The 24,176-nt window shown below is 70.5% G+C and carries 23 protein-coding genes; 16 read left to right on the top strand and 7 right to left on the bottom strand.

What is annotated here, in order from left to right:
• Nucleotides 1-5: 5 nt before the first annotated feature.
• The 15 genes from ACFQPS_RS10750 to ACFQPS_RS10820 all read left to right on the top strand — a co-directional run bounded on the left by ACFQPS_RS10750 (nucleotide 6) and on the right by ACFQPS_RS10820 (nucleotide 16,729).
• A complete protein-coding gene (locus tag ACFQPS_RS10750; RefSeq protein WP_377358851.1) occupies nucleotides 6-350 on the top strand; it encodes a DUF2849 domain-containing protein in 345 nt (114 codons plus the stop codon).
• 5 nt (nucleotides 351-355) lie between these two features.
• Nucleotides 356-2,086 (top strand): nitrite/sulfite reductase, encoded by a 1,731-nt coding sequence (locus ACFQPS_RS10755; protein WP_377359574.1) that lies wholly within the window; start codon nucleotides 356-358, stop codon nucleotides 2,084-2,086.
• Complete coding sequence (locus ACFQPS_RS10760; protein ID WP_377358852.1) at nucleotides 2,073-2,573, top strand: DUF934 domain-containing protein; 501 nt, start codon at nucleotides 2,073-2,075, stop codon at nucleotides 2,571-2,573. Before ACFQPS_RS10755 ends, ACFQPS_RS10760 begins: the two co-directional genes overlap by 14 nt.
• The gene (locus tag ACFQPS_RS10765) at nucleotides 2,570-3,286 is read left to right on the top strand and encodes a phosphoadenylyl-sulfate reductase (RefSeq protein WP_377358854.1); all 717 of its coding nucleotides are present in this window, start codon (nucleotides 2,570-2,572) and stop codon (nucleotides 3,284-3,286) included. Before ACFQPS_RS10760 ends, ACFQPS_RS10765 begins: the two co-directional genes overlap by 4 nt.
• An 83-nt stretch (nucleotides 3,287-3,369) precedes the next feature.
• Nucleotides 3,370-4,368 (top strand): sulfate adenylyltransferase subunit CysD, encoded by a 999-nt coding sequence (gene cysD / locus ACFQPS_RS10770; protein ID WP_377358856.1) that lies wholly within the window; start codon nucleotides 3,370-3,372, stop codon nucleotides 4,366-4,368.
• Nucleotides 4,368-6,335 (top strand): sulfate adenylyltransferase subunit CysN, encoded by a 1,968-nt coding sequence (gene cysN / locus ACFQPS_RS10775; RefSeq protein WP_377358858.1) that lies wholly within the window; start codon nucleotides 4,368-4,370, stop codon nucleotides 6,333-6,335. Before cysD ends, cysN begins: the two co-directional genes overlap by 1 nt.
• 147 nt (nucleotides 6,336-6,482) lie before the next feature.
• The gene (locus ACFQPS_RS10780; RefSeq protein WP_377358859.1) at nucleotides 6,483-6,968 is read left to right on the top strand and encodes a PAS domain-containing protein; all 486 of its coding nucleotides are present in this window, start codon (nucleotides 6,483-6,485) and stop codon (nucleotides 6,966-6,968) included.
• A gap of 158 nt (nucleotides 6,969-7,126) precedes the next feature.
• A complete protein-coding gene (locus tag ACFQPS_RS10785) occupies nucleotides 7,127-8,581 on the top strand; it encodes a TrkH family potassium uptake protein (protein WP_377358861.1) in 1,455 nt (484 codons plus the stop codon).
• Nucleotides 8,582-8,755: 174 nt separating this feature from the next.
• On the top strand, nucleotides 8,756-10,948 hold the full coding sequence (locus ACFQPS_RS10790) for a M3 family metallopeptidase (RefSeq protein ID WP_377358862.1): 2,193 nt from the start codon (nucleotides 8,756-8,758) through the stop codon (nucleotides 10,946-10,948).
• 321 nt (nucleotides 10,949-11,269) lie between these two features.
• Nucleotides 11,270-12,466 carry an ADP-forming succinate--CoA ligase subunit beta gene (sucC, locus tag ACFQPS_RS10795; protein WP_377358863.1) on the top strand — a complete coding sequence of 399 codons (1,197 nt, stop codon included), beginning with the start codon at nucleotides 11,270-11,272 and terminating at the stop codon, nucleotides 12,464-12,466.
• 2 nt (nucleotides 12,467-12,468) lie between these two features.
• Nucleotides 12,469-13,341 carry a succinate--CoA ligase subunit alpha gene (gene sucD / locus ACFQPS_RS10800; RefSeq protein WP_377358865.1) on the top strand — a complete coding sequence of 291 codons (873 nt, stop codon included), beginning with the start codon at nucleotides 12,469-12,471 and terminating at the stop codon, nucleotides 13,339-13,341.
• Nucleotides 13,342-13,596: 255 nt separating this feature from the next.
• Nucleotides 13,597-14,274 carry a PepSY-associated TM helix domain-containing protein gene (locus tag ACFQPS_RS10805; protein WP_377358866.1) on the top strand — a complete coding sequence of 226 codons (678 nt, stop codon included), beginning with the start codon at nucleotides 13,597-13,599 and terminating at the stop codon, nucleotides 14,272-14,274.
• Nucleotides 14,275-14,281: 7 nt separating this feature from the next.
• Entirely contained in the window at nucleotides 14,282-14,797 is a 516-nt protein-coding gene (locus ACFQPS_RS10810) for a DUF2271 domain-containing protein (protein WP_377358868.1), read from the top strand.
• Between the two features lie 67 nt (nucleotides 14,798-14,864).
• Nucleotides 14,865-15,683 carry a DUF4198 domain-containing protein gene (locus ACFQPS_RS10815; protein WP_377358870.1) on the top strand — a complete coding sequence of 273 codons (819 nt, stop codon included), beginning with the start codon at nucleotides 14,865-14,867 and terminating at the stop codon, nucleotides 15,681-15,683.
• A gap of 14 nt (nucleotides 15,684-15,697) precedes the next feature.
• Entirely contained in the window at nucleotides 15,698-16,729 is a 1,032-nt protein-coding gene (locus ACFQPS_RS10820) for an FAD:protein FMN transferase (protein WP_377358872.1), read from the top strand.
• 10 nt (nucleotides 16,730-16,739) lie between these two features.
• Here the strand turns inward: ACFQPS_RS10820 and ACFQPS_RS10825 are convergent, their stop codons facing one another.
• From ACFQPS_RS10825 to dapF, 5 genes are all read right to left on the bottom strand, one after another.
• The gene (locus ACFQPS_RS10825; RefSeq protein ID WP_377358874.1) at nucleotides 16,740-17,186 is read right to left on the bottom strand and encodes a BLUF domain-containing protein; all 447 of its coding nucleotides are present in this window, start codon (nucleotides 17,184-17,186) and stop codon (nucleotides 16,740-16,742) included.
• A 200-nt stretch (nucleotides 17,187-17,386) separates the two neighbouring features.
• Nucleotides 17,387-17,668: a hypothetical protein gene (locus ACFQPS_RS10830; protein ID WP_377358876.1), complete on the bottom strand. Its 282-nt coding sequence runs from the start codon at nucleotides 17,666-17,668 to the stop codon at nucleotides 17,387-17,389.
• 269 nt (nucleotides 17,669-17,937) lie between these two features.
• Nucleotides 17,938-19,131, bottom strand: coding sequence for a signal recognition particle-docking protein FtsY (ftsY, locus tag ACFQPS_RS10835; protein WP_377358878.1), 1,194 nt, complete (start codon nucleotides 19,129-19,131; stop codon nucleotides 17,938-17,940).
• The gene (mtaB, locus tag ACFQPS_RS10840) at nucleotides 19,131-20,495 is read right to left on the bottom strand and encodes a tRNA (N(6)-L-threonylcarbamoyladenosine(37)-C(2))-methylthiotransferase MtaB (RefSeq protein ID WP_377358880.1); all 1,365 of its coding nucleotides are present in this window, start codon (nucleotides 20,493-20,495) and stop codon (nucleotides 19,131-19,133) included. The genes ftsY and mtaB overlap by 1 nt, the downstream gene beginning before the upstream one ends.
• The gene (gene dapF, locus ACFQPS_RS10845) at nucleotides 20,492-21,382 is read right to left on the bottom strand and encodes a diaminopimelate epimerase (protein WP_377358882.1); all 891 of its coding nucleotides are present in this window, start codon (nucleotides 21,380-21,382) and stop codon (nucleotides 20,492-20,494) included. The genes mtaB and dapF overlap by 4 nt, the downstream gene beginning before the upstream one ends.
• Before the next feature lie 311 nt (nucleotides 21,383-21,693).
• On the opposite strand from dapF, the gene cysE reads away from it, so the two are divergent.
• Entirely contained in the window at nucleotides 21,694-22,563 is an 870-nt protein-coding gene (gene cysE / locus ACFQPS_RS10850) for a serine O-acetyltransferase (protein ID WP_377358883.1), read from the top strand.
• 26 nt (nucleotides 22,564-22,589) lie between these two features.
• On the opposite strand, the gene ACFQPS_RS10855 is transcribed toward cysE, so the two are convergent.
• Together ACFQPS_RS10855 and ACFQPS_RS10860 are read right to left on the bottom strand one after the other, a co-directional pair.
• Nucleotides 22,590-23,063 carry a GtrA family protein gene (locus tag ACFQPS_RS10855; RefSeq protein WP_377358885.1) on the bottom strand — a complete coding sequence of 158 codons (474 nt, stop codon included), beginning with the start codon at nucleotides 23,061-23,063 and terminating at the stop codon, nucleotides 22,590-22,592.
• Nucleotides 23,060-24,133 (bottom strand): glycosyltransferase family 2 protein, encoded by a 1,074-nt coding sequence (locus ACFQPS_RS10860; protein ID WP_377358886.1) that lies wholly within the window; start codon nucleotides 24,131-24,133, stop codon nucleotides 23,060-23,062. Before ACFQPS_RS10860 ends, ACFQPS_RS10855 begins: the two co-directional genes overlap by 4 nt.
• Between the last annotated feature and the right edge of the window lie 43 nt (nucleotides 24,134-24,176).

The following is a 24,176-nucleotide window of genomic DNA, read 5'->3' on the forward strand; positions in this document are numbered from 1 at the left end:
CGGACATGCTGGTGAAGGCGAAAGGGGACCTCCAGGCCGTCAGCGCCAACCGGCTGCGCGACGGCATCGCCGTCTGGCTGTCGGCCGATCACCGCTGGGTGGAGGACGTGGCCGCCGCCGGCGCCTTCAGCGGCCGGGCGCTGGCGGAGGCGCAGGCCGTGGCCCAGGCCGACAGCGCGGCCGGGCTGGTGGTGGACGTCTATCCGCTGGATGTGGCCGTCACCGACGGAAGGACCCGGCCGCTGCATGTGCGCGAGCGGATGAAGGCGCGCGGCCCCTCCGTCCGTCCCGACCTGGGAAAGCAGGCCGACACCCCCGCCTCCCCCCGAGCCCCGGAGAGAGCCGCATGACCCACATGCCCCGTCCCGGCACCCTCGCCGCCGCCCCCGCCGATCACACCCCCGATGCCGCCCCCGACCGGCATGCCGGCATCTACCGCTACGACGACCTGGACCGGGAGTTCGTCTTCCAGCGGGTCGCGCAGTTCCGCGACCAGGTGCGCCGCCGCCTGTCCGGCGCGCTGACGGAGGACGAGTTCAAGCCGCTGCGGCTGATGAACGGCGTCTATCTCCAGCTCCACGCCTACATGCTGCGGGTGGCGATCCCCTACGGGATGCTGGGCACGACCCAGCTCCGCCGGCTGGCGGAGATCGGCCGGCGCTGGGACCGGGGTTACGGGCATTTCACCACCCGCCAGAACATCCAGTTCAACTGGCCGGCCCTGGTGGACGTGCCGGACATGCTGCACGCCCTGGCCGAGGTGGACATGCACGCCATCCAGACCAGCGGCAACTGCATCCGCAACGTAACCACCGACCATTTCTGCGGCGCGGCGGCGGACGAGATCGTCGATCCCCGCGTCCATGCCGAAATCCTGCGGCAGTGGTCCACCCTGCACCCGGAATTCAGCTTCCTGCCGCGCAAGTTCAAGATCGCCATTTCCGGCACGCCGCAGGACCGCGCCGCCGTCCGCACCCACGACATCGGCCTGATCGCCACGCGCGACGCCTCCGGCGCGGTGGGCTTCACGGTCCATGTCGGGGGCGGCCAGGGGCGCAGCCCGTTCCTGGCCGTCACGGCGCGCGAGTTCGTGCCGGAGGCGGACCTGCTGGCCTATCTGGAGGCCATCCTGCGCGTCTACAACCAGTACGGACGGCGCGACAACATCTACAAGGCCCGCATCAAGATCCTGGTCCACGAGCTGGGGGCGGACGAGTTCCTGCGCCGCGTGGAGGAGGAGTTCGCCCGCCTGCCGCGCGCGGCGCATGCCCTGGACCCGGCGCTGGTCGAGGCGATCCGCGCCCACTTCGCGCCGCCGCCGCTGGAGCGCCTGCCGGAGCGCAGCCCCGCCTTCGACCTTGCCCGGGCCCGCAACGCCGCCTTCGCCCGCTGGACCCGGTCCAACCTGCACCCGCACCGGCAGCCGGGCTACGCCATCGCCACCGTCAGCCTGAAGCCGGTGGGCGGCATTCCGGGCGACATCACCTCCGACCAGATGGAGGCGCTGGCCGATCTGGCCGACCGCTTCAGCTTCGGGGAGGTGCGGGTCAGCCACGAGCAGAACCTGGTGCTGGCGCATGTCCGCAAGGACGAGCTGTACGCGCTCTGGCAAGGACTGGAGGCGATCGGGCTTGGCACGGCGAATGCGGGGCTGGTCAGCGACATCATCGCCTGCCCGGGGCTGGACTACTGCGCCCTGGCGAACACCCGGTCCATCCCCATCGCGCAGGCGATCTCCACCCGCTTCGCCGATCTGGACCGGCAGCACGCGATCGGCGAGCTGCGCATCAAGATCAGCGGCTGCATCAACGCCTGCGGCCACCACCATGTCGGCCACATCGGCATCCTGGGCGTCGACAAGAAGGGGGAGGAATTCTACCAGCTTCTTCTGGGGGGCGACCCGGGGCCGCAGGCCGCATTGGCGGAAATAACGGGTCCCGGCTTCGACGCCGCCGGGATCGTGGACGCGGTCGAAACCGTTGTCCGCACGTACCTCGACCTGAGGGGCGAGGGTGAGCGGTTCATCGACACGGTGCGCCGTCTCGGCCATGCCCCGTTCAAGGAGGCGCTCCATGGCGCTGCTTGAGAACGGCCGCCCGGTCCCCGACCGCTGGACCTTCGTCCCCGATACAGCGCCGCTGCCCGCCGACGGGCCGGTGATCGTCACCCTGTCGCGGCTGCGGCGGGAAGCCGACGGGCTGCGCCGGCGCCCCCTGGGGGTGAGGCTGACCAGTGCGGAGCTGGCGCCGGAGGTGGCGGATTTCCTGGACCGTGTGTCGCTGGTCGCTGTCGAGTTCCCGAAGTTCCGCGACGGCCGCGGCTTCTCCACGGCCCGGGACCTGCGCGAACGCTACGGCTTCCGGGGCGAGATCCGGGCCGTCGGGCACACCCTGCCCGACCAGTACCGCTTCCTGCTGCGCTGCGGCTTCGACAGGGTGGAGATCCCCGACGACCGCGACCCCGCCGCCTGGGCCGCGGCGCTGGAGGGCATCGGCATCGCCTACCAGCCGGCCCTGGACGCGGCCGCCCCGGTTTCCCTGCTGCGCCGCCGTCTGGCGGGAGGTGGAGCATGATCCCGACCCCGGAACACCGGACCGATCCGGTGGCGCACGCCGCCGACCTTGCCGCCCGCTACGGGCATCTGCACGGGGCCGACCTGCTGCACCCGCTGCTGACCGGCGATCTCAAGGGCCGGATCGCGCTCGTCTCCTCCTTCGGGACGGAGAGCGCGGTGCTGCTGCACATGGTGGCCGGGATCGACCCGGGCGTGCCGGTGATCTTCATCGACACCGGCAAGCTGTTCGGGGAGACGCTGCGCTACCGCGACCGGCTGGTGGCCCTGCTGGGCCTGACGGACGTGCGCAGCCCCGGCCCCGACCCGGCGGAGGAGACGCGCGAGGATGCCGACGGCGGCCTCTGGCTGCGCGATCCGGGCGCCTGCTGCGCCCTGCGCAAGGTGCGGCCGCTCGATCGGGCGCTCGCCCCGTTCGACGCCTGGATCACGGGCCGCAAGCGCTTCCAGGCGGCGACGCGGACCGTGCTGCCGGCGATCGAGGCGGCGGACGGGCGGATCAAGCTGAACCCGCTGGCCGGCTGGTCGCGGCAGGACCTGACCGCCTATCTGGACCGGCACGGCCTGCCGCGCCACCCGCTGGAGGCGGACGGCTTCCTCTCCATCGGCTGCATGCCCTGCACCGACCGGGTGGCCCCGGGGGAGGACATCCGCGCCGGGCGCTGGCGCGGCCGGGGCAAGACGGAATGCGGCATCCACCGCCCCGCCGCCTGAACGGCGCAAGGGCTGAACGGAACGACGACGCGCGCAGGAACAGGTCCCGGCCGCGGGATCCCGAGGGAAGGTCCGGACGCATCATGACGCCGAAGGGGTTGGATACCGTGTTGGACAGGGTGGAAGGGCCGGGCGCAGCGCAGCCGGACGGCCCGCCGGGGAGCGTCCTGCTGCCGGAAGCGGCCGGCCTGACCCATCTGGAACGGCTGGAGGCCGAGAGCATCCACATCCTCCGCGAGGTCGTGGCCGAGGCGGAGAAGCCGGTGATGCTCTATTCCATCGGCAAGGACAGCGCCGTCATGCTGCACCTGGCGATGAAGGCGTTCTATCCGGCCCGACCGCCGTTCCCGCTGCTGCATGTGGACACGACCTGGAAGTTCCGGGAGATGATCGCCTTCCGCGACGCCACGGCCCGCCGGCTGGGACTGGACCTGCTGGTCCACACCAACCCGGAGGGGCTGGCGCGCGGCATCGGCCCGGTCAGCCACGGCTCCGCCCTGCACACCCAGGTGATGAAGACCGAGGCGCTGAAACAGGCGCTGGACCGGCACGGCTTCGACGCCGCCTTCGGCGGGGCCCGGCGGGACGAGGAGAAGAGCCGGGCCAAGGAGCGCGTCTTCAGCTTCCGCACGGCCCGCCACACCTGGGACCCGAAGCGGCAGCGGCCGGAGATCTGGAACCTCTACAACGCCCGCCGGCACAAGGGGGAGAGCCTCCGCGTCTTCCCCCTGTCCAACTGGACCGAGCTGGACATCTGGCAGTACATCCAGCGCGAGGGCATCCCCCTGCCCTCGCTCTACTTCGCGGCCGAGCGGCCGGTCGTGCGGCGCGACGGGGCGCTGATCATGGTGGATGACGACCGGCTGCCGCTGGCGCCCGGCGAGGTGCCGGAGCTGCGCCGGGTCCGCTTCCGCACCCTGGGCTGCTACCCCCTGACCGGGGCCATCGAGAGCGACGCCGACACCCTGCCCGCCGTGATCCGCGAGATGCTGCTGACCCGCAGCTCCGAACGCCAGGGCCGTGTCATCGACCAGGACTCCACCTCCTCCATGGAGCAGAAGAAGCGCGAGGGCTATTTCTGATGGCGCCGGACCTGACCCTTTCCGTCCGGCCGGCCGCCGGACGCGAGCTGATCGCCGACGATATCGGCCAGTATCTGGAGGCGCACCGGACCAAGGACCTGCTGCGCTTCATCACCTGCGGCAGCGTGGACGACGGCAAGAGCACGCTGATCGGCCGGCTGCTCTATGAATCGAAGTCGTTGTTCGAGGACCAGATCGCCGCCCTGGAGGCGGACAGCCGCCGCCTGGGCACCCAGGGCGGGGCGCTGGACTTCGCGTTGCTGGTGGACGGGCTGGCGGCGGAGCGGGAACAGGGCATCACCATCGACGTGGCCTACCGCTTCTTCGCCACGGAGCACCGCAAGTTCATCGTCGCCGACACGCCGGGCCATGAGCAGTACACCCGCAACATGATCACCGGCGCCTCCACCGCCGACGTCGCCGTCATCCTGGTGGACGCGCGCAAGGGCATCCTGAACCAGACCCGCCGGCACAGCTTCCTGGTCTCCCTGATCGGCATCCGACAGGTGGTGCTGGCCGTCAACAAGATGGATCTGGTCGGCTGGTCGCAGGCGGTGTTCGAACGGATCGTCGCCGAGTACCGGGAATTCGCGGCCCCGTTGGGCTTCGCCGCCATCCTGCCGATCCCGCTCTCGGCGCTGAGCGGCGACAACGTGGTGGAGGCCGGCGGCCGCATGCCCTGGTACGGCGGGACGAGCCTGCTGCGCACGCTGGAGACGGTGCCGGCCGCCGCGACGGTGACCGGGACGCACGAGCCCTTCCGCCTGCCGGTGCAGTGGGTCTCCCGCCCGCATGCGGACTTCCGCGGCTTCGCCGGACTGGTCGCCTCGGGCACGGTGCGGCCGGGCGATCCGGTCGCGGTCTATCCCGCCGGCCGGCGCAGCCGGGTGGGGCGCATCGTCACCGCCGACGGCGACCGGGAGCAGGCGGTCGCCGGCCAGTCCGTCACCCTGACCCTGGAGGACGAGATCGACGTCAGCCGCGGCGACCTGCTGGCCCCGCCGGACGATCCCCCGGGCGTGGCCGACCGCTTCGAGGCGACGCTCGTCTGGATGGCGGAGGAAGCGCTGGCACCCGGCCGCCCCTACCTGCTGAAGCTCGGCACCCGCACGGTGACGGCGACCGTGGACAGCGTGCGCCATGGCATCGACGTGAACAGCGGCACCCTGCGCCCGGCCGCCACGCTGGAGCTGAACGGCATCGGCCTGTGCGAGCTGTCGCTCGACCACCCCGTCGCCTTCGATCCCTACGCGCGCAACCGCACCACCGGCGGCTTCATCCTGATCGACCGCTACAGCAACGACACGGTGGGGGTCGGCCTGTTGCGGGGGCCGCTGGGCCGCACGGCGCATGTCCGCTGGCAGGCGCACGATGTGACCCGGGAGGGCCGCGCCGCGCTGAAGGGCCAACGACCCTGCGTGCTCTGGTTCACCGGCCTGTCGGGCGCGGGCAAGTCCACCATCGCCAATCTGGTGGAGCGCAAGCTGCACGCCGACGGGCGCCACACCTTCCTGCTGGACGGCGACAATCTGCGCCACGGCCTGAGCCGCGACCTGGGCTTCGGCGCCGCCGACCGGACGGAGAACATCCGCCGCGTGGCGGAGGTGGCGAAGCTGATGGCCGATGCGGGCCTGATCGTGCTGGTCTCGCTGATCTCCCCCTTCCGGGCCGACCGGCGGATGGCGCGGGAGTTGCTGCCGCCGGGAGACTTCCTGGAGGTGTTCGTGGACACCCCCCTGGAGGTGGCGGAAGGGCGCGACGTGAAGGGCCTCTACCGCCGCGCCCGGCGGGGCGAGATCGCCCAGTTCACCGGCATCGACAGCCCCTATGAGGCGCCGGAGAGCCCCGACATCCGGATCGACACGCAGGCCCTGTCGCCGGAGGAAGCGGCGCTGGAGATCGTCCGCCGGCTGGAGCGGCTGGGCGTGACGGGCGAGGACCCGCTGACCGACGGGGCCGCCATCTGACGTCCAGGCCGCGACGGACAGGCAGCGTAGCTGTTCCCGTTGCGCCGCTGACCGGAACCCTCTTACAGTTGTCCGCAAAACCGGCCCGACCAATCGGGCCCTGGGGGAACCGCCGGTATCGTGCGCCGGTGCAGGAGAACTGTCTGAATGAACTTCGATCCGGCGAGCCTGACTGACAGCCGAATTCACCAGGCCTTCACGTATTGGGACACGCTCCGGAACGGTCGGGAAATTCCGGCAAGAGCGGATATTGATCCATCTGAAATAATCAGAATACTACCCTTCGTGCTGCTTGTGGACGTTTGCTACGATCCGATGGATTTCCGCATCCGTCTTGCCGGAACCGACATAGTGGAGCGGTTCGGACAGGAGATCACAGGTTGCAGACTTCAGGACATTGATTTTGACGGCAAACACGAGCAGGTTTTCCGCGAATACTGCCTGACGGTGGAGCAGCGCCAACCGTTGCTGTTCACAGAGGAATTCCGACGTCATGACGGCAAGTACATGAATTACTCAAGGTTGCTCTGCCCCCTGTCGCGGAACGGCGACCGGATCGACATGCTGTTCGGGGTCCAGGTGCCACAGCCGGGCACCCCGGATACCCGGACGCCGGCCGCTCCCGCCCCCTGAGGCCCGGTCGCCGGCGCGGTCCATGCCGGGCGGCCGGGACCGGGCCGCACCGGCGATGCTGCACATGCACGACGGGCTGCAAAGGCCCGATAAAACGTGTAAGCATGGGGACCTGGAATGGCCGTCCCCCCCGGTGACGGCGCACTACGTGGTCCAAGATGGCCGTTCTCGACGTCAGGCCGATCCTCTATGTGATCGGCTACCTTCTCATCGTCCTTGCCGGCGCCATGCTGGTCCCCATGTCGGCGGACCTCGCCGCGGGCAGCCCCGACTGGCAGGTCTTCGCCGTCTCGGGCGCGCTGACCCTGTTCTTCGCGGTCCTGCTGGTGCTGACCAACCGCACCCACGGGATCAGCCTGAACCTGCGGCAGACCTTCGTCCTGACCAGTCTGGCCTGGATCATCGTCTGCCTGTTCTCCTCGCTGCCCTTCATGCTGTCGTCGCTGCGGCTGGGCTTCGCCGATGCCTTCTTCGAGGCCATGTCGGGGCTGACGACGACGGGATCGACGGTGATCACGGGGCTGGGCGACCTGCCACCGGGCATCCTGCTGTGGCGGGCGCTGCTGCAATGGCTGGGCGGCATCGGCATCGTCGGCATGGGCATCGTCATCCTGCCGTTCCTGCGCGTCGGCGGCATGCAGCTCTTCCGCTCCGAATCTTCGGACAAGTCGGACAAGGTGGTGCCGCGGGCCAGTGATCTGGCGCTTGCCTTCTGTTGGATCTACTTGGCCCTGACCTGTATCTGCACGGCGGCCCTGATGGTGTCGGGGATGGATGCCTTCGATGCCATCTGCCACGCCATGGCCGCGCTCTCGACCGGAGGATTCTCGACCGAGGATGCCAGTGTCGGCTACTGGCGCGAACCGGCGATCCACTGGACGCTGATCGTCTTCATGATCCTGGGGTCCCTGCCCTTCGTCCGTTACATCAGCCTTGTCCGCGGTGATGCCCGGACGCTGGTGAGGGACACGCAGGTCCGGGCCTTCCTGGGGCTGCTGGCGGTATCCTCGCTGGGGCTCGCCCTCTATCTCGTCCTTGTCCAGCACATGCCGGCGGAGGAGGCACTGCGTCAGGCCACCTTCAACGTCGTCTCGGTGGTGACGACGACGGGGTTCGCCTCGGCGGACTACACGCTCTGGGGCTCGCCGGCGGTGGCGCTGTTCTTCGTGCTGCTGTTCACCGGCGGCTGCACCGGATCGACGGCGGGCGGCGTGAAGATCATGCGTTTCGAGATCCTGTGGCTGACCCTGTGGGCCCAGATGACACGCCTGATCAGCCCGAACCGGGTGATCCCGCTGACCTACAACGGCAAGCCGGTGGACAGCGACATCATCCTGTCGGTGATGAGCTTCATCACCATCTACATCGGCACCATGTTCGTCTTCACCCAGCTCCTGGCGGCCACCGGGCTGGACCTCGTCACGGCGGTCACCGGCGTGGCGCAGGCGCTGGGCAATGTCGGCCCCGGCCTGGGCACGATCATCGGCCCGGCGGGCAACTTCAAGCCGCTGGAGGACGAGGCCAAGTGGATCCTGTCGCTGCTGATGCTGATGGGCCGGCTGGAGCTGTTCACCCTGCTGGTGATGCTGAGCCCGTCCTTCTGGCGCACCTGATCCCGGCCTGACCGGCCCGCGGCCGGGGGCAAGCGGCTCCATCGGCCTGTGCCAAAAAGGGTCTTGAACTGGTCCTCCCGACCGCGCAGGTTCGAGCCTCCGCGCCGGGGGACCCGACCCTGGTCGTCTGTCCCGGGCGCATCCGATACACTATGTAATGGGCAGGGAATCCTGATGAGGAAAGCGCTCGTGAACGGCATCAGCGTGGTCGCCCTGATGGCGGCCTTCGGCGGGGCGGGGGCGATGGTCCTGGCGGCGGCACCGGCCGCGGCGGCGACCCAGACCAAGGGGACCGAGAAGGCCGGGACGAACCCCTTCTTCACCGAGTGGAAGACGCCGTTCGGCATCCCGCCGTTCGACAAGATCAAGCCGGAGCACTTCACCCCCGCCTTCGAGCGCGGCATGGAGCAGCACAAGGCCGAGATCAAGGCGATCGCCGACAATCCGGAGAAGCCGACCTTCGCCAACACCATCGAGGCGATGGAGCGCAGCGGCGTTCTGCTGACCGATGTCGCCAACGTCTTCTTCAATCTCTCCTCGTCGAACACGAACGACGAGCTGGAGAAGATCCAGCTTGAGCTGGCGCCGGTCCTGGCAAATCACAACAGCGAAATCTCGCTGAACCCGAAGCTGTTCGCCCGCATCGACGCGATCTACCAGGAGCGCGATGCCCTGAACCTGACGGCGGAGCAGAAGCGGCTGGTGGAGCGCATCCACCTGAACTTCGTGCGCGCCGGCGCCCAGCTCCCGGAGGAGAAGAAGCAGCGTCTGGCCGCCATCACCCAGAAGCTGGCCACCCTCTCCACCCAGTTCAGCCAGAACGTGCTGGCGGACGAGAAGTCGTTCAAGCTGGAACTGGACGGCGAGCGCGACCTTGCCGGCCTGCCGGAGTTCGTGCGTCAGGCCGCCGCCCAGGCAGCCGCCGACCGCGGCATGCCGGGCAAGTACGTCGTCACCCTGTCGCGTTCCTCGATCGAGCCGTTCCTCACCTTCTCCGACCGCCGCGACCTGCGCGAGAAGGCCTTCAAGGCCTGGATCTCCCGCGGCGACAACGGCGACGAGCATGACAACAAGGGCCTGATCAAGGAGATCGTCCAGCTCCGTATCGAGCGGGCGAACCTGATGGGCTATCCCACCTTCGCGGACTACAAGCTGGCCGACACCATGGCGAAGACGCCGGCCGCCGCGGAGGAGCTGCTGCTGAAGGTGTGGGAGCCGGCCAAGGCCCGCGCCGCGCAGGAGCGCGACATGCTCCAGGAGATGGCCCGCCAGGAGGGCCAGAACATCGAGATCCAGCCCTGGGACTGGCGCTACTACGCCGAGAAGGTCCGCAAGGCCAAGTTCGATCTCGACGAGTCGGAAGTGAAGCCGTACTTCCAGCTCGACAAGATGATCGAGGCGATGTTCTACACCGCCAACCAGCTTTTCGGCGTCACCTTCACCGAGCTGAAGGACGTCCCGCTCTACAGCCCGGACGTCCGCGCCTTCGAGGTGAAGGACAAGGCCGGCAAGCATGTCGCCGTCTTCCTGGCCGACAATTTCGCGCGCCCGTCCAAGCGCAGCGGCGCCTGGATGTCCAGCTACCGCGACCAGGAGAAGCTGCGCGGCGACATCCGTCCGATCGTCGTGAACAACAACAACTTCAACAAGGGCGCCCCCGGCGCGCCGGTGCTGCTGTCCTTCGACGACGCCAACACACTGTTCCACGAGTTCGGCCACGGCCTGCACGGCATGCTGTCCGAGGTGACCTATCCCTACCTCTCGGGCACCAGCGTGCTGCGCGACTTCGTGGAGTTCCCCAGCCAGGTGCTTGAGCACTGGGTGGAGCAGCCGGAGATCCTCCAGAAGTTCGCGGTCCACTACCAGACCGGCAAGCCGATCCCGAAGGAGCTGCTGGACAAGATCCTGGCCGCGCGCAACTTCAACCAGGGCTTCGCCACGGTCGAGTATCTGGCCTCGGCGCTGGTGGACCTGGAGTTCCATGCCCTGAAGGACGCCAAGGACCTGGATGTCTCCAGGTTCGAGGCCGACACGCTGAAGAAGCTGGGCATGCCGAAGGAGATCGTGATGCGGCACCGCTCGCCGGCCTTCAGCCACGTCTTCTCCGGCGACGGCTACTCGGCCGGCTACTACAGCTACATGTGGGCCGAGGTGCTGGACGCGGACGGCTTCGACGCCTTCAAGGAGAAGGGCAACATCTTCGACCCCGAGCTGTCGAAGAAGCTGTACGACAACGTCTTCAGCGCCGGCGGCACCAAGGAGCCGATGGACGCCTACATCAACTTCCGCGGTCGGGAGCCGAAGGTGGACGCGCTGCTGCGCAACCGCGGCCTGACCCCGCCGGAGCCGAATGCCGGTGTGAACTGAGGTACGTGCCGGCCCCGTCCTGCGGGGCCGGGTTTCTTTCGCGAAGGCGCGGCGGGCAACCGCCGCGCCTTTCGTCTGTCCGCGCCCCGCCTTCCCCCTCTCCCGGTCTCGCCTGGTCTCGCGGCCCCCCTCTCCAGGCACGCCCCGCCCGGCCGCGCAACCATCCTTCAGGAGAGGGGCGCAGGGTTGTTGAAGATGACGCACACGGTGTTAAAGTGCGCCCGCGCGGGGGTCCCCCGCGCGCGGCCGACCTTGCGGGCCCGTCCCGGGCGGCGCTGGGAAGGCCGGATCGTCCCACTCCACAGAAGCCGGCGATCCCGCATGAACATCCATGAGTATCAGGCCAAAAGCCTGCTGAAGAAGTATGGCGTCGCGGTGCCCCGGGGCGGCGTCGCCTATACGCTCGAAGAGGCCCGCGCGGTGGCCAAGGAGCTTGGCGGCCCGGTCTGGGTGGTGAAGTCCCAGATCCATGCCGGCGGACGCGGAGCGGGACGCTTCAAGGATGATCCGAACGGCAAGGGCGGCGTGCGCGTCGTCAAGTCGATCGACGACGTCGTCGCCAGCACCGACGCCATGCTGGGCAAGGTGCTGGTGACCAAGCAGACCGGCCCGGAGGGCAAGGAGGTCAAGCGCATCTACGTGGAGGAAGGGGCCGACATCAAGCGCGAGCTGTACCTCTCCATGCTGCTGGACCGCGGCACCTCCCGCATCACCATCGTCGCCTCGACCGAGGGCGGCATGGAGATCGAGGAGGTCGCCCACAACAGCCCCGAGAAGATCGTCAAGGTCGCCATCGACCCGGTGCAGGGCCTGCAAGGCTACCACGCCCGCAAGATCGCCTTCGCCCTGGGGCTTGAGGGCAAGCAGGTCGGCGCCTGCACGAAGTTCCTGATGGGCATGTACAAGGCCTTCACCGACCTGGACATGAGCCTGGTCGAGGTGAACCCGCTGGTCGTCACCGGCAGCGGCGAGGTTCTGGCCCTGGATGCCAAGGTCAACTTCGACGACAACGCGCTCTACCGCCATCACGAGATCGAGGAGCTGCGCGACGAGTCCGAGGAGGAGGCGTCGGAGACCGAGGCCACCCGCCACGGCCTGAACTACGTCAAGCTGGACGGCAACATCGGCTGCATGGTGAACGGCGCCGGCCTCGCCATGGCGACGATGGACATCATCAAGCTCTATGGCGGCGAGCCGGCCAACTTCCTGGATGTCGGCGGCGGCGCCACCAAGGAGCGCGTCACCACCGCCTTCAAGCTGATCCTCTCCGACCCGCATGTCGAGGGCATCCTGGTCAACATCTTCGGCGGCATCATGCGCTGCGACGTGATCGCGGACGGTGTCGTCGCCGCGGCCCGCGAGGTGTCCCTGCACGTTCCGCTGGTCGTCCGGCTGGAGGGCACCAACGTCGATCTGGGCAAGAAGATCCTGGCCGAGAGCGGCCTGCCGATCCTGTCCGCCGACAATCTGGCCGACGCCGCCGAGAAGATCGTCAAGGCCGTGAAGGAGGCCGCGTAACCATGGCCGTTCTCGTCAACAAGGACACCAAGGTCATCTGCCAGGGCTTCACCGGCGCGCAGGGGACCTTCCATTCCGAGCAGGCCATCGCCTACGGCACCCGCATGGTCGGCGGCGTGACCCCCGGCAAGGGCGGCACCACGCACCTGGACCTGCCGGTGTTCGACACGGTGGCCGACGCCGTGGCGAAGACCGGCGCCAACGCCAGCGTCATCTACGTGCCGCCGCCGTTCGCGGCCGACGCCATCCTGGAGGCGATCGACGCCGGCATTCCGCTGGTCGTCTGCATCACCGAGGGCATCCCGGTCCTGGACATGGTCAAGGTGAAGCGCGCGCTCCAGGACAGCGGCACCCGCCTGATCGGTCCGAACTGCCCGGGCGTCATCACCCCGGACGAGTGCAAGATCGGCATCATGCCGGGCCACATCCACCGCCGCGGCAAGATCGGCATCGTCAGCCGCTCCGGCACGCTGACCTATGAGGCGGTGGCGCAGACCACGGCGGCCGGGCTGGGGCAGAGCACCTGCATCGGCATCGGCGGCGACCCGGTCAACGGCACCAGCTTCGTCGATGCGCTCCGGATGTTCGCCGAGGACCCGGAGACCGAAGGCATCATCATGATCGGTGAGATCGGGGGCGATGCCGAGGTGAAGGGCGCCGAGTTCATCAAGGAGAGCGGCCTGAAGAAGCCGGTCGTCGGCTTCATCGCCGGCCGCACCGCCCCGCCGGGCCGCCGCATGGGCCATGCCGGCGCGGTGATCTCCGGCGGCAACGACACGGCCGACTTCAAGGTCGATGCCCTGCGCGCCGCCGGCGTGCATGTCGCCGACAGCCCGGCCAGCCTGGGCAGCACCATGCTCAAGGCCATGCGCTGAAGGCCACCGGCTGAAACCTGCGGGCTGACGGCGACAGCCTGAAGCCGGACAGGGACGATCCCGACCCGAAGGCCGCCGGAGCGATCCGGCGGCCTTCTGCTTTCCGTGCGCCGCGATCTGCCGGCACCGCGACACCGCGCACCCGTTCTGCAATTAAAAACGATTTGCAGATGCGCCGGAAGCTGTGGCATGCAGCGGGGTCTTTCCGGGGTCCGCCCGCCCCCGCGTTCCTTGCCCGCTGCCCCGCCGTCCCGCATGCGCCACCCGCCCATAGCCAAGATCGACCCCCGCCCGCACCCCGCGGCGGTGGACCCGCGGGCCGGGCGCGCCGGTTTCTGGAAGCGGCAGGCCCGCACCTGGCACTGGATCTCCGGCGCGATCTGCCTGCTGGGCATGCTGGGATTCGCTGTCACCGGCATCACCCTCAACCACGCCGCCGACATTCCGGCCGAGCCCGTCGTCACCGAACGGCAGGCGCAGCTTCCGGAGCCGCTGCTGGCCGAGCTGGCGGCCGGACCGGAAAAGGGCCGCAGCGACGCCCTGCCCCCCGCGATCGCGGCCTTCGTGGAGGAGGCGCTGGGCATCGGCCTGTCCGGCCGCCCCGCCGAGTGGAGCCCGGACGAGGTCTATGTCGGCCTGCCGCGGCCGGGCGGGGATGCTTGGCTGTCCATCGAGCGCGAGAGCGGCGCCGTCCTCTATGAACGGACCACCCGCGGCGCCATCGCCTACCTGAACGACCTGCACAAGGGCCGCCACACCGGCAAGGCTTGGTCCTGGTTCCTCGACATCTTCTCGGCGGCCTGCATCGTCTTCTGCCTGACCGGGCTGTGGCTGTTGCAGATCCACGCCGGCAAGCGCCCCTCCACCTGGCCGCTGGCCGTGGCGGGTCTGGCGCTGCCGGTGCTGCTCCTCGTCTTCTTCGTCCATGCGTGAGGACCCGATGCGTGCCCTTCTGATGATCGCCGGACTCGGCCTGCTGGGCGGCCCCGCCCTGGCCGACGAGATGGTGGTGGAGGTCGAGCTTCCCCAGCTCAAGGTGGCCGAGTATCACCGTCCCTATGTCGCCGTCTGGGTCGCCTGGCCCGACCAGTCCGTCGCCGCGACGCTGGAGGTCTGGTACGCCCAGGAGGACGGCCCCGAGGGCGAGGGCGAGAGCTGGCTGAAGGATCTGCGCCAGTGGTGGCGCCGCATCGGCCGCACGCTGGAGATGCCGGTGGACGGCGTCTCCGGCCCGACCCGCGCCCCCGGCTCCCATGTCCTGACCTATGCCGGCGACACCGGACCGCTGAAGGCGCTGCCGCCCGGCGAGTATGTCTTGCAGGTGGAGGCGGCGCGCGAGGTCGGCGGCCGCGAGCTGGTCAGCATCCCCTTCACCTGGCCCGGCACGGCCAAGGCCGAGGCCAAGGGCGAGACCGAGCTGGGCGGCATCCGCCTGACCCTGGTGCAGGCGCCCTGACCGGGCGCGGCGGGCGGCGGCCCGCAATCCCACGACCGACGCTGAACAAGAAAAGGGGTTTGGAACAATGACGCGCACCGCGACACGGGCGACGCTGCTGGCGGCCCTGCTTCTGGCCACCGCGACCGGCACCGCCCAGGCCCATCGCATGTGGCTGGAGCCCTCGACCTTCACCCTGTCCGGCACCGACCAGTGGATCACGGTGGACGGGGCGATCTCCAACGACCTGTTCGTGCCCAACCATGTGGCCCTGCCCCTGAACAGCCTGTCCGTCACCGGCCCGGACGGCGCCCCCGTGGCGCTGGAGAACGCCCACCGTGGCAAGCTGCGCTCCGTCTTCGACCTGAAGCTGGAGAAGGACGGCACCTACCGCATCGCCGAGGAGGGGGCTGCCTTCATCGCAATGTGGAAGGAGGACGGCGAGCAGAAGCGCCGCCGCGGCACCCTGGAGGAACTGCGCAAGGCCGGGCTTGAGTCCAAGCCGGAGGCGAAGTTCATCCAGTCCATGCGGCGGGTGGAGACCTTCGTCACCCTGGGCGCGCCGAACGATACCGCCCTGAAGCCGAAGGGCCAGGGGCTGGAGCTGCTGCCCGTCACCCACCCCAACGACATCGTCGCCGGGGAGAAGGCCACCCTGAAGCTGCTGCTGAACGGCGCGCCGGCGGCGGGCCTCAAGGTCACCATCGTGAAGGCCGGCGACCAGTACCGCGACAAGCCCGCCACGCAGGAGGTGGAGACGGGGGCCGACGGCGCCTTCGCCTTCACCGTGGCGGAGCCCGGCCGCTACTGGCTGAACGCCCAGTCGCGCGGCCGGACCACGGTCGAGGGGCTGGAGATGGACCGCATGCTGTCCTACGTGGCGACCGTCGAGGCCGCCGCCCCGTGACAGGGCGGGTTCCCGTGACAGGGGTCCTCCCGGTGACAGGGGGCATCCCGGCGACCGGGGCCCGCCCCCTGATCCCGGTGGCGCTGGCGCGCGGGGAAGCCCGCCGCCCGCCGCCGGACAGCGTCCGGCTGGCGCTGGCCGGCCAGACCATGGGGACGGACTGGTCGCTGCGCTGCCACGCCCCGGCCGGGACCGACCCGGCGGGGGTGGAGGCGGCGGTGCAGGCGGTCTTCGCCGGCACCATCGCGGAGATGAGCACCTGGGAGCCGTCCTCCTTCATCTGCCGCTTCAACGGGGCACCCGCCGGCACGACGCTGGAGGCGCCGGCCGGGTTCCGGCAGGTGCTGGCGGCGGCCCTGGAGGTGGCGGCGGCGACGGACGGCGCCTTCGATCCCTGTCTGGCCGCGGAGGTCCACCGCCGCGGCTTCACCCCGACACCCTGGGCCGCGCCCGGCGCCCACCGGCCGCAGCCGCCGTCAGCGGCGGGCGGCTGGCGGGCGCTGGCCGCCGCGACCGGAGCAGGAACCGAGCGCATCACCCAGCCGGGCGGGCTCTGGCTCGACCTCTCGGCCATCGCCAAGGGGCATGCCGTGGACGGCATGGGCCAGGCGCTGCGCGCGCTGGGCATCGACTGCTTCCTGGTGGAGATCGGCGGCGAGTTCGTCGGCGCCGGGATCAAGCCCGACCGGACCCCCTGGTGGGTCGCCCTGGAGAGCCCCGACGGCACGCCCGGCGGCTGGCGCGTGGCCCTGTGCGGCTGCGCGCTGGCCAGTTCGGGCGACTATCGCCGCCGCCATGCGCTGGACGGACAGCCGGTCAGCCACATCGTCCGCCGGCCGGGGGCGGCCGACCGCTACGGCGACCTTGCCAGCGTCAGCGTCGTGGCGGCGGACTGCATGCGCGCCGACGCCTGGGCGACGGCGCTGTTCGCCGCCGGCGACGCGGACGGGCTGGCGCTGGCCGACACCCACGGCATCGCCGCCCTGTTCCAGTACCGCGACGCCCCGCCCCGCTGGTCCGCCGCCCTTGGGGTCATGCTGGACTGAGGCGCCGCACTTACACCTCGACGAGGTTGTCCACTTCCTTGAAGGCCTGGAGCAGGCGCACCGCCCGGTGCGGGGCGCCTGTCCAGTGCGCCGGGTCGAAATCATCCTGGAGGAAGGGGCTGAAGCCGCCCCGGTCCGACTCCGGGATGCGGTCCACATTGGCGAACCCCATGCTCCAGCCGTCGAAGGCCCGTCCCTCCGGCCGGAACTTGATCAGGGTCGTCACGTCGGTATGGCGCGGGTCCAGGCAGATACGGGAATAGAGCCCGTGGACCGCGTGGTTCGGGCCTTCCAGGGCCTGCATGAAGCGCCCATGGCGGAACAGCAGCAGCCCCGTGATGCCGACCCGGCTGTTGGCGGCGCGCGCCTGACGCAGCAGCGACAACAGCTCGGCGTCCCCCATCGGGACCACGGCCCGGCTGACATAGACAAGGCAGAGCAGCGCGACGTCGGTCATGGAATACGCCCCCGGGAACCACAGGGACCCACAGTAGCCAAACAACCGCCGCGCGCCAACTGCCGCCCGGTGCGGAAGGGCTGCCGGGACGGCCGCGGCCAAAGAAAAGCCCCGCGCGGAAGCGCGGGGCCAAGGGGGCGACCGGCGGGGCAGTGCGCCGGCGCCAAGGGCGGAACGGGGAACGGAAGGGCGGGAACGGATCAGAAGATCTGGACCAGACAGGCGATCTGCACCACCGCGACGGCCAGCACCGGAAGCACCTCCACACCCGGCACCCAGTCGCCGATCCGGGCCATCAGGCCCGCGGGGCGCCCGGCCGACACAGGCTCCGTCTGCACCAGCCGCGGCGGAGCGGCCATCCGCGCCGGCCGGGTCGCCGCGGTGGCCCGGCGCCGGGCGAGCCGGCTGCGCAGGGTGCGGGCGCGGGTGGCGACGGGCGTCGGGGTCGGGATGGCGGCGGCGAAGGCGGTGATGGTGGCCATGGTCTCTTCCTCCAGGGTTGGGCGTCTTCCTTGCCCGGGAAGGATTGCAACCACCGTGCCAAGGCCCGGAAGGCCCGGATTCCGCCAGCTTCCGGACCTCACCTCGCGGGGTCGCTTGCCGGTGCGACGAAAGAGTGGCAAGGATGGCGAACGGGTGGCGGTTTCCACCCCGCCCCTCAAGAAGCCCCTCAAGAAAAAGGCCCGGAACGACGCTCCGGGCCCCGGCTGATACTCCCCTGGCCCTGCGGCCGGCCTGCCGTCGGCGGGGATCAGCCCTCCAGCCCGACCAGGGCGCGGGCGAACTGGCGGGCGTCGAACGGGCGCAGGTCGTAGACCCCCTCGCCCACCCCGATGGCATGCACCGGCAGGCCGAACTTCTCGGCCAGCGCCACCAGCACGCCGCCGCGGGCGCTGCCGTCCAGCTTGGTCAGGACAAGGCCGTTGATGGCCACCATCTCCTTGAACACCTCCACCTGGCTGTGGGCGTTCTGGCCGGTGGTGGCGTCCAGCGTCAGCAGCGTCGTGTGCGGCGCCTCGGGGTCCAGCTTCTTGATGACGCGGACGATCTTGCGCAGTTCCTCCATCAGGCCGGTCTTGTTCTGGAGCCGGCCCGCGGTGTCGATCAGCAGCACGTCGGCACCCGCGGCGCGGGCCTTCTCCAGCGCCTCGAAGGCAAGCCCGGCCGCGTCGGCGCCGGTGTCCTTGGCGATCACCGGGCAGCCGGTGCGCTCGCCCCAGACCTTGAGCTGGCTGACGGCCGCGGCGCGGAAGGTGTCGCCCGCCGCCATCCAGACCGTCTTGCCCTCCTCGCGCAACTGGCGGGCCAGCTTGCCGATGGTGGTGGTCTTGCCGGTGCCGTTGACGCCGACCAGCAGGATGACATGCGGCCGCCGCGCGGGCTCGATGACCAGCGGCCGGGCCACCGGCTCCACCAGCTTCTGCACCTCGCCCGCCAGATACTCGCGCACCTCCTGCGGCGTGACCTCCTTGCCGAAGCGGGTCCTGGCCAGCCCCGCCGTCATCCGGGCCGCCGTGGTCGGGCCCAGATCGGCGCGGATCAGCAGCTCCTCCAGCTCCTCCAGCGCCTCGTCATCCAGCTTGCGCTTGGTGAAGATGCCGGAGATGCCCTCGGTCAGGCGGGAGGTGGACTTCGACAGCCCGTCCTTCAGCCGGGCGAACCAGCCCTTGCGCTCGGGCCGGTCGTCCATGCCGGGCTCGGCCTGAACGGCAGACGCCGCCGCAGCGGGAGCCGGCGCGGCGTCATCGCCCGGAGCATCGTCCCCGGCGCTGTCCTCCGGCGCGGTCGCGGGCTCCCCGGCGGCGGGAACGGTCTCCTCCTCCGCCTCGGGCGGCAGGGCGGCGTCCGCGTCGGGGACCGGTGCGGTCTCCTCCGGCATCGGCTGCGCCGGGGGCTCCGGCGTCGTCTGCGCCTCGGGCTTCTTCTTCTTGAACCAGTCGAACATCAGTCCTCGACCACAGCGGTGAGCATGGTGCCGTCAACACCGGTCAGGCGGCAGCGGATCAGGCTGCCGGGCGCGTGCGTCCCGTCCAGCCGGACCTCGGCGAAGCCGGGCGTGCGCCCCAGCCCCGCCCGCTCCACCAGCACCCCGGCGGTGCGCCCGACCTGGGCGGCCAGATAGCGGTCCACCGCCGCCTGCCCCGCGGCGCGCAGCCGGGCGGCGCGCTCCTTGCGGACGGGCACGGGGACCTGGGGCATCTTCGCGGCGGGGGTGCCGGGCCGGGCGCTGTAGGGGAAGACGTGCAGCCAGGTCAGGCCGCATTCCTCCACGATGCGCAGGCTGTTCTCGAACATCGCGTCGGTCTCCGTCGGGAAACCGGCGATGATGTCGGCGCCGAACACGATGTCGGGGCGGAGGCCGCGGGCCTTCTCACAGAAACGGATGGCGTCGTCGCGCGTGTGGCGCCGCTTCATCCGCTTCAGCACCATGTCGTCGCCGGCCTGGAGCGACAGGTGCAGGTGCGGCATCACCCGCTCCTCCTCCGCCACCAGCCGCCAGAGGTCGTCGTCCATCTCCACCGCGTCCAGGGAGGAGAGGCGCAGGCGCGGCAGCTCCGGCACCGCCGCCAGCAGGCGGCGCACCATCTGTCCCAGCGCGGGATTGCCCGGCAGGTCGGCGCCGTAGCTGGTGACGTCCACCCCGGTCAGCACCACCTCGCGGTAGCCGGCCTCGACCAGGGCACGGACCTGGGCCACCACCTCCCCCATCGGGACGGAGCGGGAATTGCCGCGGCCGAAGGGGATGATGCAGAAGGTGCAGCGGTGGTCACAGCCGTTCTGCACCTGCACGAAGGCGCGCGCCCGGCCCTCCATCCCCTGGATCAGGTGGGAGGCGGTCTCGCGCACGCTCATGATGTCGTTGACGCGGACGCGCTCGCTGGCGCCGACGCCGAACTCCGTCCAGGCGCTCTCGGTCAGCTTGGCGTCGTTGCCCAGCACATGGTCAACCTCGCCCATGGCGGCGAAACCGCCGGGATTGACCTGCGCGGCGCAGCCGGTGACGACGATCTTCGCACCCGGCCGGTCGCGGCGCAGCCGGCGGATCGCCTGCCGCGCCTGCCGCTCGGCCTCCGCCGTGACGGCGCAGGTGTTGACGATCACCACGTCGTCCAGCCCGGCGGTGCGGGCATGGGCGCGCATCACCTCGGATTCGTAGCTGTTCAGCCGGCAGCCGAAGGTGACGACGGTCAGCCCGTCGCCGCCGCTGACGGCGGGCGCGGCATCCGCCCCGGCATGGCCGTGCTCATGGTCATGATCGTGGCCATGCCCATGATCGTGGCCGCAGTCCTTGTGCAGGGCCCCGCTCATGCCGGCACCGTCTCGGGGAGCGGGGGCTCGGGGAGCGGGGGCTCTGCCGCCAGGGACCCGGGCAGCAGCGCCTCCGACAGCTCGCCGGTGAAGGCGGTGGCGACCGGGCCGGTCATCAGCACATGGCCGTCGCCATGCCATTCGATCCAGAGCCGGCCGCCGTCCAGCTCGATCCAGGCGGCCCGGCCGGTCAGCCCGCGGCGGGCCGCGGCGACCAGGGTGGCGCAGGAGCCGCTGCCGCAGGCGCGGGTGATGCCGGCGCCGCGCTCCCACACCCGCATGCGGATATGGTCGGGGGCCAGCACCTGCGCCACCTCGATGTTGCAGCGCTGCGGGAACAGGGGATGGTGCTCCAGCACGGGACCGAGGCTCGGCAGGTCCACGGCCTCGGCATCGTCCACGAAGAAGACGGCGTGCGGGTTGCCCATGCCGACGCAGCAGGCGTCCTGCAACGGGCCGGCGCCCGCAGGCACATGCAGCGTGTCGTGCGCCGCGGCGAGCGGGATCTGCGTCCAGTCCAGCCGGGCCGGCCCCATGTCCACCGTGACCGAACCGTCGGCGCGCAGGCGGCAGCGCAGCAGGCCCGTCACCGTCTCAACCGTCACCTCGGCCCGGCCGGACCCGTCGGCCACCAGCGAGGCGACGCAGCGGGTGGCGTTGCCGCAGGCGCCGCTCTCGCTGCCGTCGGGGTTCAGGATGCGCATGAACAGGTCGGCCGCGGGATGCCGCGGCGGCTCCAGCAGGACGAGCTGATCGCAGCCGACGCCCGTGCGCCGGTCGGCAATGGCACGGGCCACCGCCGGCGTCAGCGGCAGCGGGTCACGGCGGGCGTCGAGCACGACGAAATCGTTGCCCAGCCCGTGCATCTTCAGGAAGCGGCGCACCATGGCATCAGGTCCGGAAAGTCAGGCCCCTTATATGGTCAAGCGCCCCGGCGCGTAAACCAGCGGCGCGGGAGGAGCGGGAATGCGCCGCGGCCATTCTGTAGGCGCGGCTGTTGCGGCAAGGACGTGACGGAACGCACAGCGCCGGCTGCCAGGGAAGCATCTGTTCGCACGGCACCCCTGCGGCATGCGCACCCTGCGACATGAAATGACATGGACCTGTGCTAGATGATCTGTCGTGGGCGGCCCGCCGGCCGGCCCGGCAGATGGAAACGGACTCCGGCAGGTGGCCGGAAGGGACCGGGAGAAGGACGATGACGGCCTGCACTGCGATGGCCCGTACCGGGAACATGGACCCCGCCCGTCTGGAACGGCCGGGCGCCGCCGCGACGGTGTGGGGCGCGCTGCGCCGGGAGGCGGCCTGTCTGGTGGCGGGCGAGCCTTCCATGGCCCGGCCGCTGGACCGCTCGGTGCTGCGCCATGCCGACATGGCGGAGGCGCTGGCGGCGCTGCTCTCCGGCAAGCTGGCCGGGGAGATGGAGGTGGCGACCCTGGCCGACCTGATCGGCCGGGCGCTGGCGGACGATCCCGACATCGTGGAGGCGGCGGCCGAGGACCTGGTCGCCGTGCGCGACCGCGACCCGGCCGCGGCGGGGCTGGCGCACCCGTTCCTGCACTTCAAGGGCTATCAGGCGCTACAGGCGCACCGGGTGGCGCGGCACTACTGGCATGCCGACCGCAGGCTGGTCGCCTTCCACATCCAGTCCGTCGTGTCGGAGCGGTTCGGGGTGGACATCCATCCCAACGCCCGCATCGGCCGGCGGGTGCTGATCGACCACGGCACCGGTGTCGTGATCGGGGAGACGGCGGTAGTGGGGGACGATGTCTCCATCCTCCAGGGCGTCACCCTGGGCGGCACCGGCAAGGAGGCCGGGGACCGGCATCCGAAGGTGCGCAACGGCGTGCTGATCGGCGCCGGGGCGAAGATCCTGGGCAACATCCAGGTCGGCATGTGCGCGCGGGTCGGGGCCGGCAGCGTCGTTCTGCACCCGGTCCCCGCCTTCGCCACGGTGGCCGGGGTGCCGGCCCGCATCGTCGGCCGCAAGTCCGACGAGGTGCCGGCCCGCACCATGGACCATTCGCTGCCCGAGTCGGTGTTCGTGGAGCACGGCGCCGGGATCTGACGCCGCGCCACCCTGCCCGGCCCGGTTCAGCGGTGCCGGAACACCAGCCACTTGCTGGCGATGAAGTTGAAGGTCATGCCGGCCAGCGAGCCGGCGGCCACGGCGGCGTAGGGCAGGAGCGGCAGCAGCGGCGACAGGGCGGCGGGCAGCAGGAACGGCCCCCCCGCCACGACCGCCGAGGAGGTGCCGTAGTTCACCGCCCCGCCCACCCCGTTGGCCGCCAGGAAGGACAGCCACTGCCAGACCGCCCCGGGCTTGCCGCGGCTGCGGAAGGTGAAGACCCGGTTCATGTACCAGGTGAAGGTGGCGGCGCAGAAATAGGAGACGAGGCGGCCGGCATAGAAGTTCATCCCCGCCCCTTCCATCGCCAGGGCCAGGGCCGTCATGTCCACCGCGGCCCCGCCCACGCCGATGGCGGCGAAGGTCAGCATCTCACGGTGGAGACGGCCGCGCCCGGCGGCGGAACCGGCGTCGGGCCGGGCCACGGCCGGACCGCTCACCGCGGCGTCCCGATCACGGCGGGGTCGAAGGCGGGCGCCGGAATCTCCAGATACTTCAGCCGCTTCATCTCGCGCCGGCCGCGGGTCACCGTGTCCAGGATCAGGCCGGCGGTGAGGAACAGGAAGGACAGGAGCCCCAGGCCCGTGGCCAGCACCGCCGTGGGGAAGCGCGGCACCAGCCCGGTGGCGAAGTACTCCATGAACAGCGGCACGGCGATGCCGACCGAGAGCACGGCCAGCAGCAGCGAGGCGATCCCGAAGAACTGCATCGGCCGCTCCTCCTTGATCAGCTTGCCGATCATCCAGAGGATGCGGAAGCCGTCGCGGAAGGTGGAGAGCTTGGAGACGCTGCCCGGCGCGCGGTCCTTGTACGGCGTCTCCACCTCGCCGATCGGCATGCGCATCTCCAGCGCATGCACCACCAGCTCCGTCTCGATCTCGAAGCCGCCGGCCAGCACCGGGAAGCTCTTGACGAAGCGGCGGGAGAAGACCCGGTAGCCGGACAGCATGTCCTGGGTGCGCTTGCCGAACACCATGGTGACCAGCGTGGTCAGCAGCACGTTGCCGAAGCGGTGGCCACGCCGGTAGGTTTCCCAGTCGGCCACGCGGGCGCCGTTCACCATGTCGAGCTGTTCGTCCACCAGCTTGCGCACCAGTTCCGGCGCCTTGCCGGCGTCATAGGTGTCGTCCCCGTCCACCATCACGTAGATGTCCGCCTCCACGTCGGCGAACATGCGACGGACGACGTTGCCCTTGCCCTGGAGCGTCTCGCAGCGGACGACGGCACCGGCGGCGCGCGCCTCCTCGATGGTCCGGTCCTTGGAGTTGTTGTCGTAGACATAGACGACGCACCCCGGCAGGGCCGCCCGGAAGTCGCGCACCACCTTGGCGATGGACGCTTCCTCGTTGTAGCAGGGCACCAGCACGGCGATGGCCGGGGTCGCCTGCGCCAGCGGGCGCGCCGCAGGGGCAAGGTCGGTGGCGGTCACGGCGTCCGGCAAGGAACCGGCAGTCTGGGCGCCGGGCTGCGGCGTATCGGAAGCGGGGGCGGCGGTCGCGGGGATGGACATGGGGTTCTGGTCCGGTAGGGCGGGCTGGCGTTGCAGGCTGGCG

It is taken from the genome of Rhodocista pekingensis (genome assembly GCF_042665545.1).
Lineage (GTDB): Bacteria > Pseudomonadota > Alphaproteobacteria > Azospirillales > Azospirillaceae > Rhodocista > Rhodocista pekingensis.

Coding starts and splice junctions, on each gene's coding strand:
- ACFQPS_RS10750 (WP_377358851.1), top strand. CDS start 6: ATGCTGGTGAAGGCGAAAGGGGACCTCCAGGCCGTCAGCGCCAACCGG.
- ACFQPS_RS10755 (WP_377359574.1), top strand. CDS start 356: ATGCCCCGTCCCGGCACCCTCGCCGCCGCCCCCGCCGATCACACCCCC.
- ACFQPS_RS10760 (WP_377358852.1), top strand. CDS start 2,073: ATGGCGCTGCTTGAGAACGGCCGCCCGGTCCCCGACCGCTGGACCTTC.
- ACFQPS_RS10765 (WP_377358854.1), top strand. CDS start 2,570: ATGATCCCGACCCCGGAACACCGGACCGATCCGGTGGCGCACGCCGCC.
- cysD (WP_377358856.1), top strand. CDS start 3,370: ATGACGCCGAAGGGGTTGGATACCGTGTTGGACAGGGTGGAAGGGCCG.
- cysN (WP_377358858.1), top strand. CDS start 4,368: ATGGCGCCGGACCTGACCCTTTCCGTCCGGCCGGCCGCCGGACGCGAG.
- ACFQPS_RS10780 (WP_377358859.1), top strand. CDS start 6,483: ATGAACTTCGATCCGGCGAGCCTGACTGACAGCCGAATTCACCAGGCC.
- ACFQPS_RS10785 (WP_377358861.1), top strand. CDS start 7,127: ATGGCCGTTCTCGACGTCAGGCCGATCCTCTATGTGATCGGCTACCTT.
- ACFQPS_RS10790 (WP_377358862.1), top strand. CDS start 8,756: ATGAGGAAAGCGCTCGTGAACGGCATCAGCGTGGTCGCCCTGATGGCG.
- sucC (WP_377358863.1), top strand. CDS start 11,270: ATGAACATCCATGAGTATCAGGCCAAAAGCCTGCTGAAGAAGTATGGC.
- sucD (WP_377358865.1), top strand. CDS start 12,469: ATGGCCGTTCTCGTCAACAAGGACACCAAGGTCATCTGCCAGGGCTTC.
- ACFQPS_RS10805 (WP_377358866.1), top strand. CDS start 13,597: ATGCGCCACCCGCCCATAGCCAAGATCGACCCCCGCCCGCACCCCGCG.
- ACFQPS_RS10810 (WP_377358868.1), top strand. CDS start 14,282: ATGCGTGCCCTTCTGATGATCGCCGGACTCGGCCTGCTGGGCGGCCCC.
- ACFQPS_RS10815 (WP_377358870.1), top strand. CDS start 14,865: ATGACGCGCACCGCGACACGGGCGACGCTGCTGGCGGCCCTGCTTCTG.
- ACFQPS_RS10825 (WP_377358874.1), bottom strand. CDS start 17,186: ATGACCGACGTCGCGCTGCTCTGCCTTGTCTATGTCAGCCGGGCCGTG.
- ACFQPS_RS10830 (WP_377358876.1), bottom strand. CDS start 17,668: ATGGCCACCATCACCGCCTTCGCCGCCGCCATCCCGACCCCGACGCCC.
- ftsY (WP_377358878.1), bottom strand. CDS start 19,131: ATGTTCGACTGGTTCAAGAAGAAGAAGCCCGAGGCGCAGACGACGCCG.
- mtaB (WP_377358880.1), bottom strand. CDS start 20,495: ATGAGCGGGGCCCTGCACAAGGACTGCGGCCACGATCATGGGCATGGC.
- dapF (WP_377358882.1), bottom strand. CDS start 21,382: ATGGTGCGCCGCTTCCTGAAGATGCACGGGCTGGGCAACGATTTCGTC.
- cysE (WP_377358883.1), top strand. CDS start 21,694: ATGACGGCCTGCACTGCGATGGCCCGTACCGGGAACATGGACCCCGCC.
- ACFQPS_RS10860 (WP_377358886.1), bottom strand. CDS start 24,133: ATGTCCATCCCCGCGACCGCCGCCCCCGCTTCCGATACGCCGCAGCCC.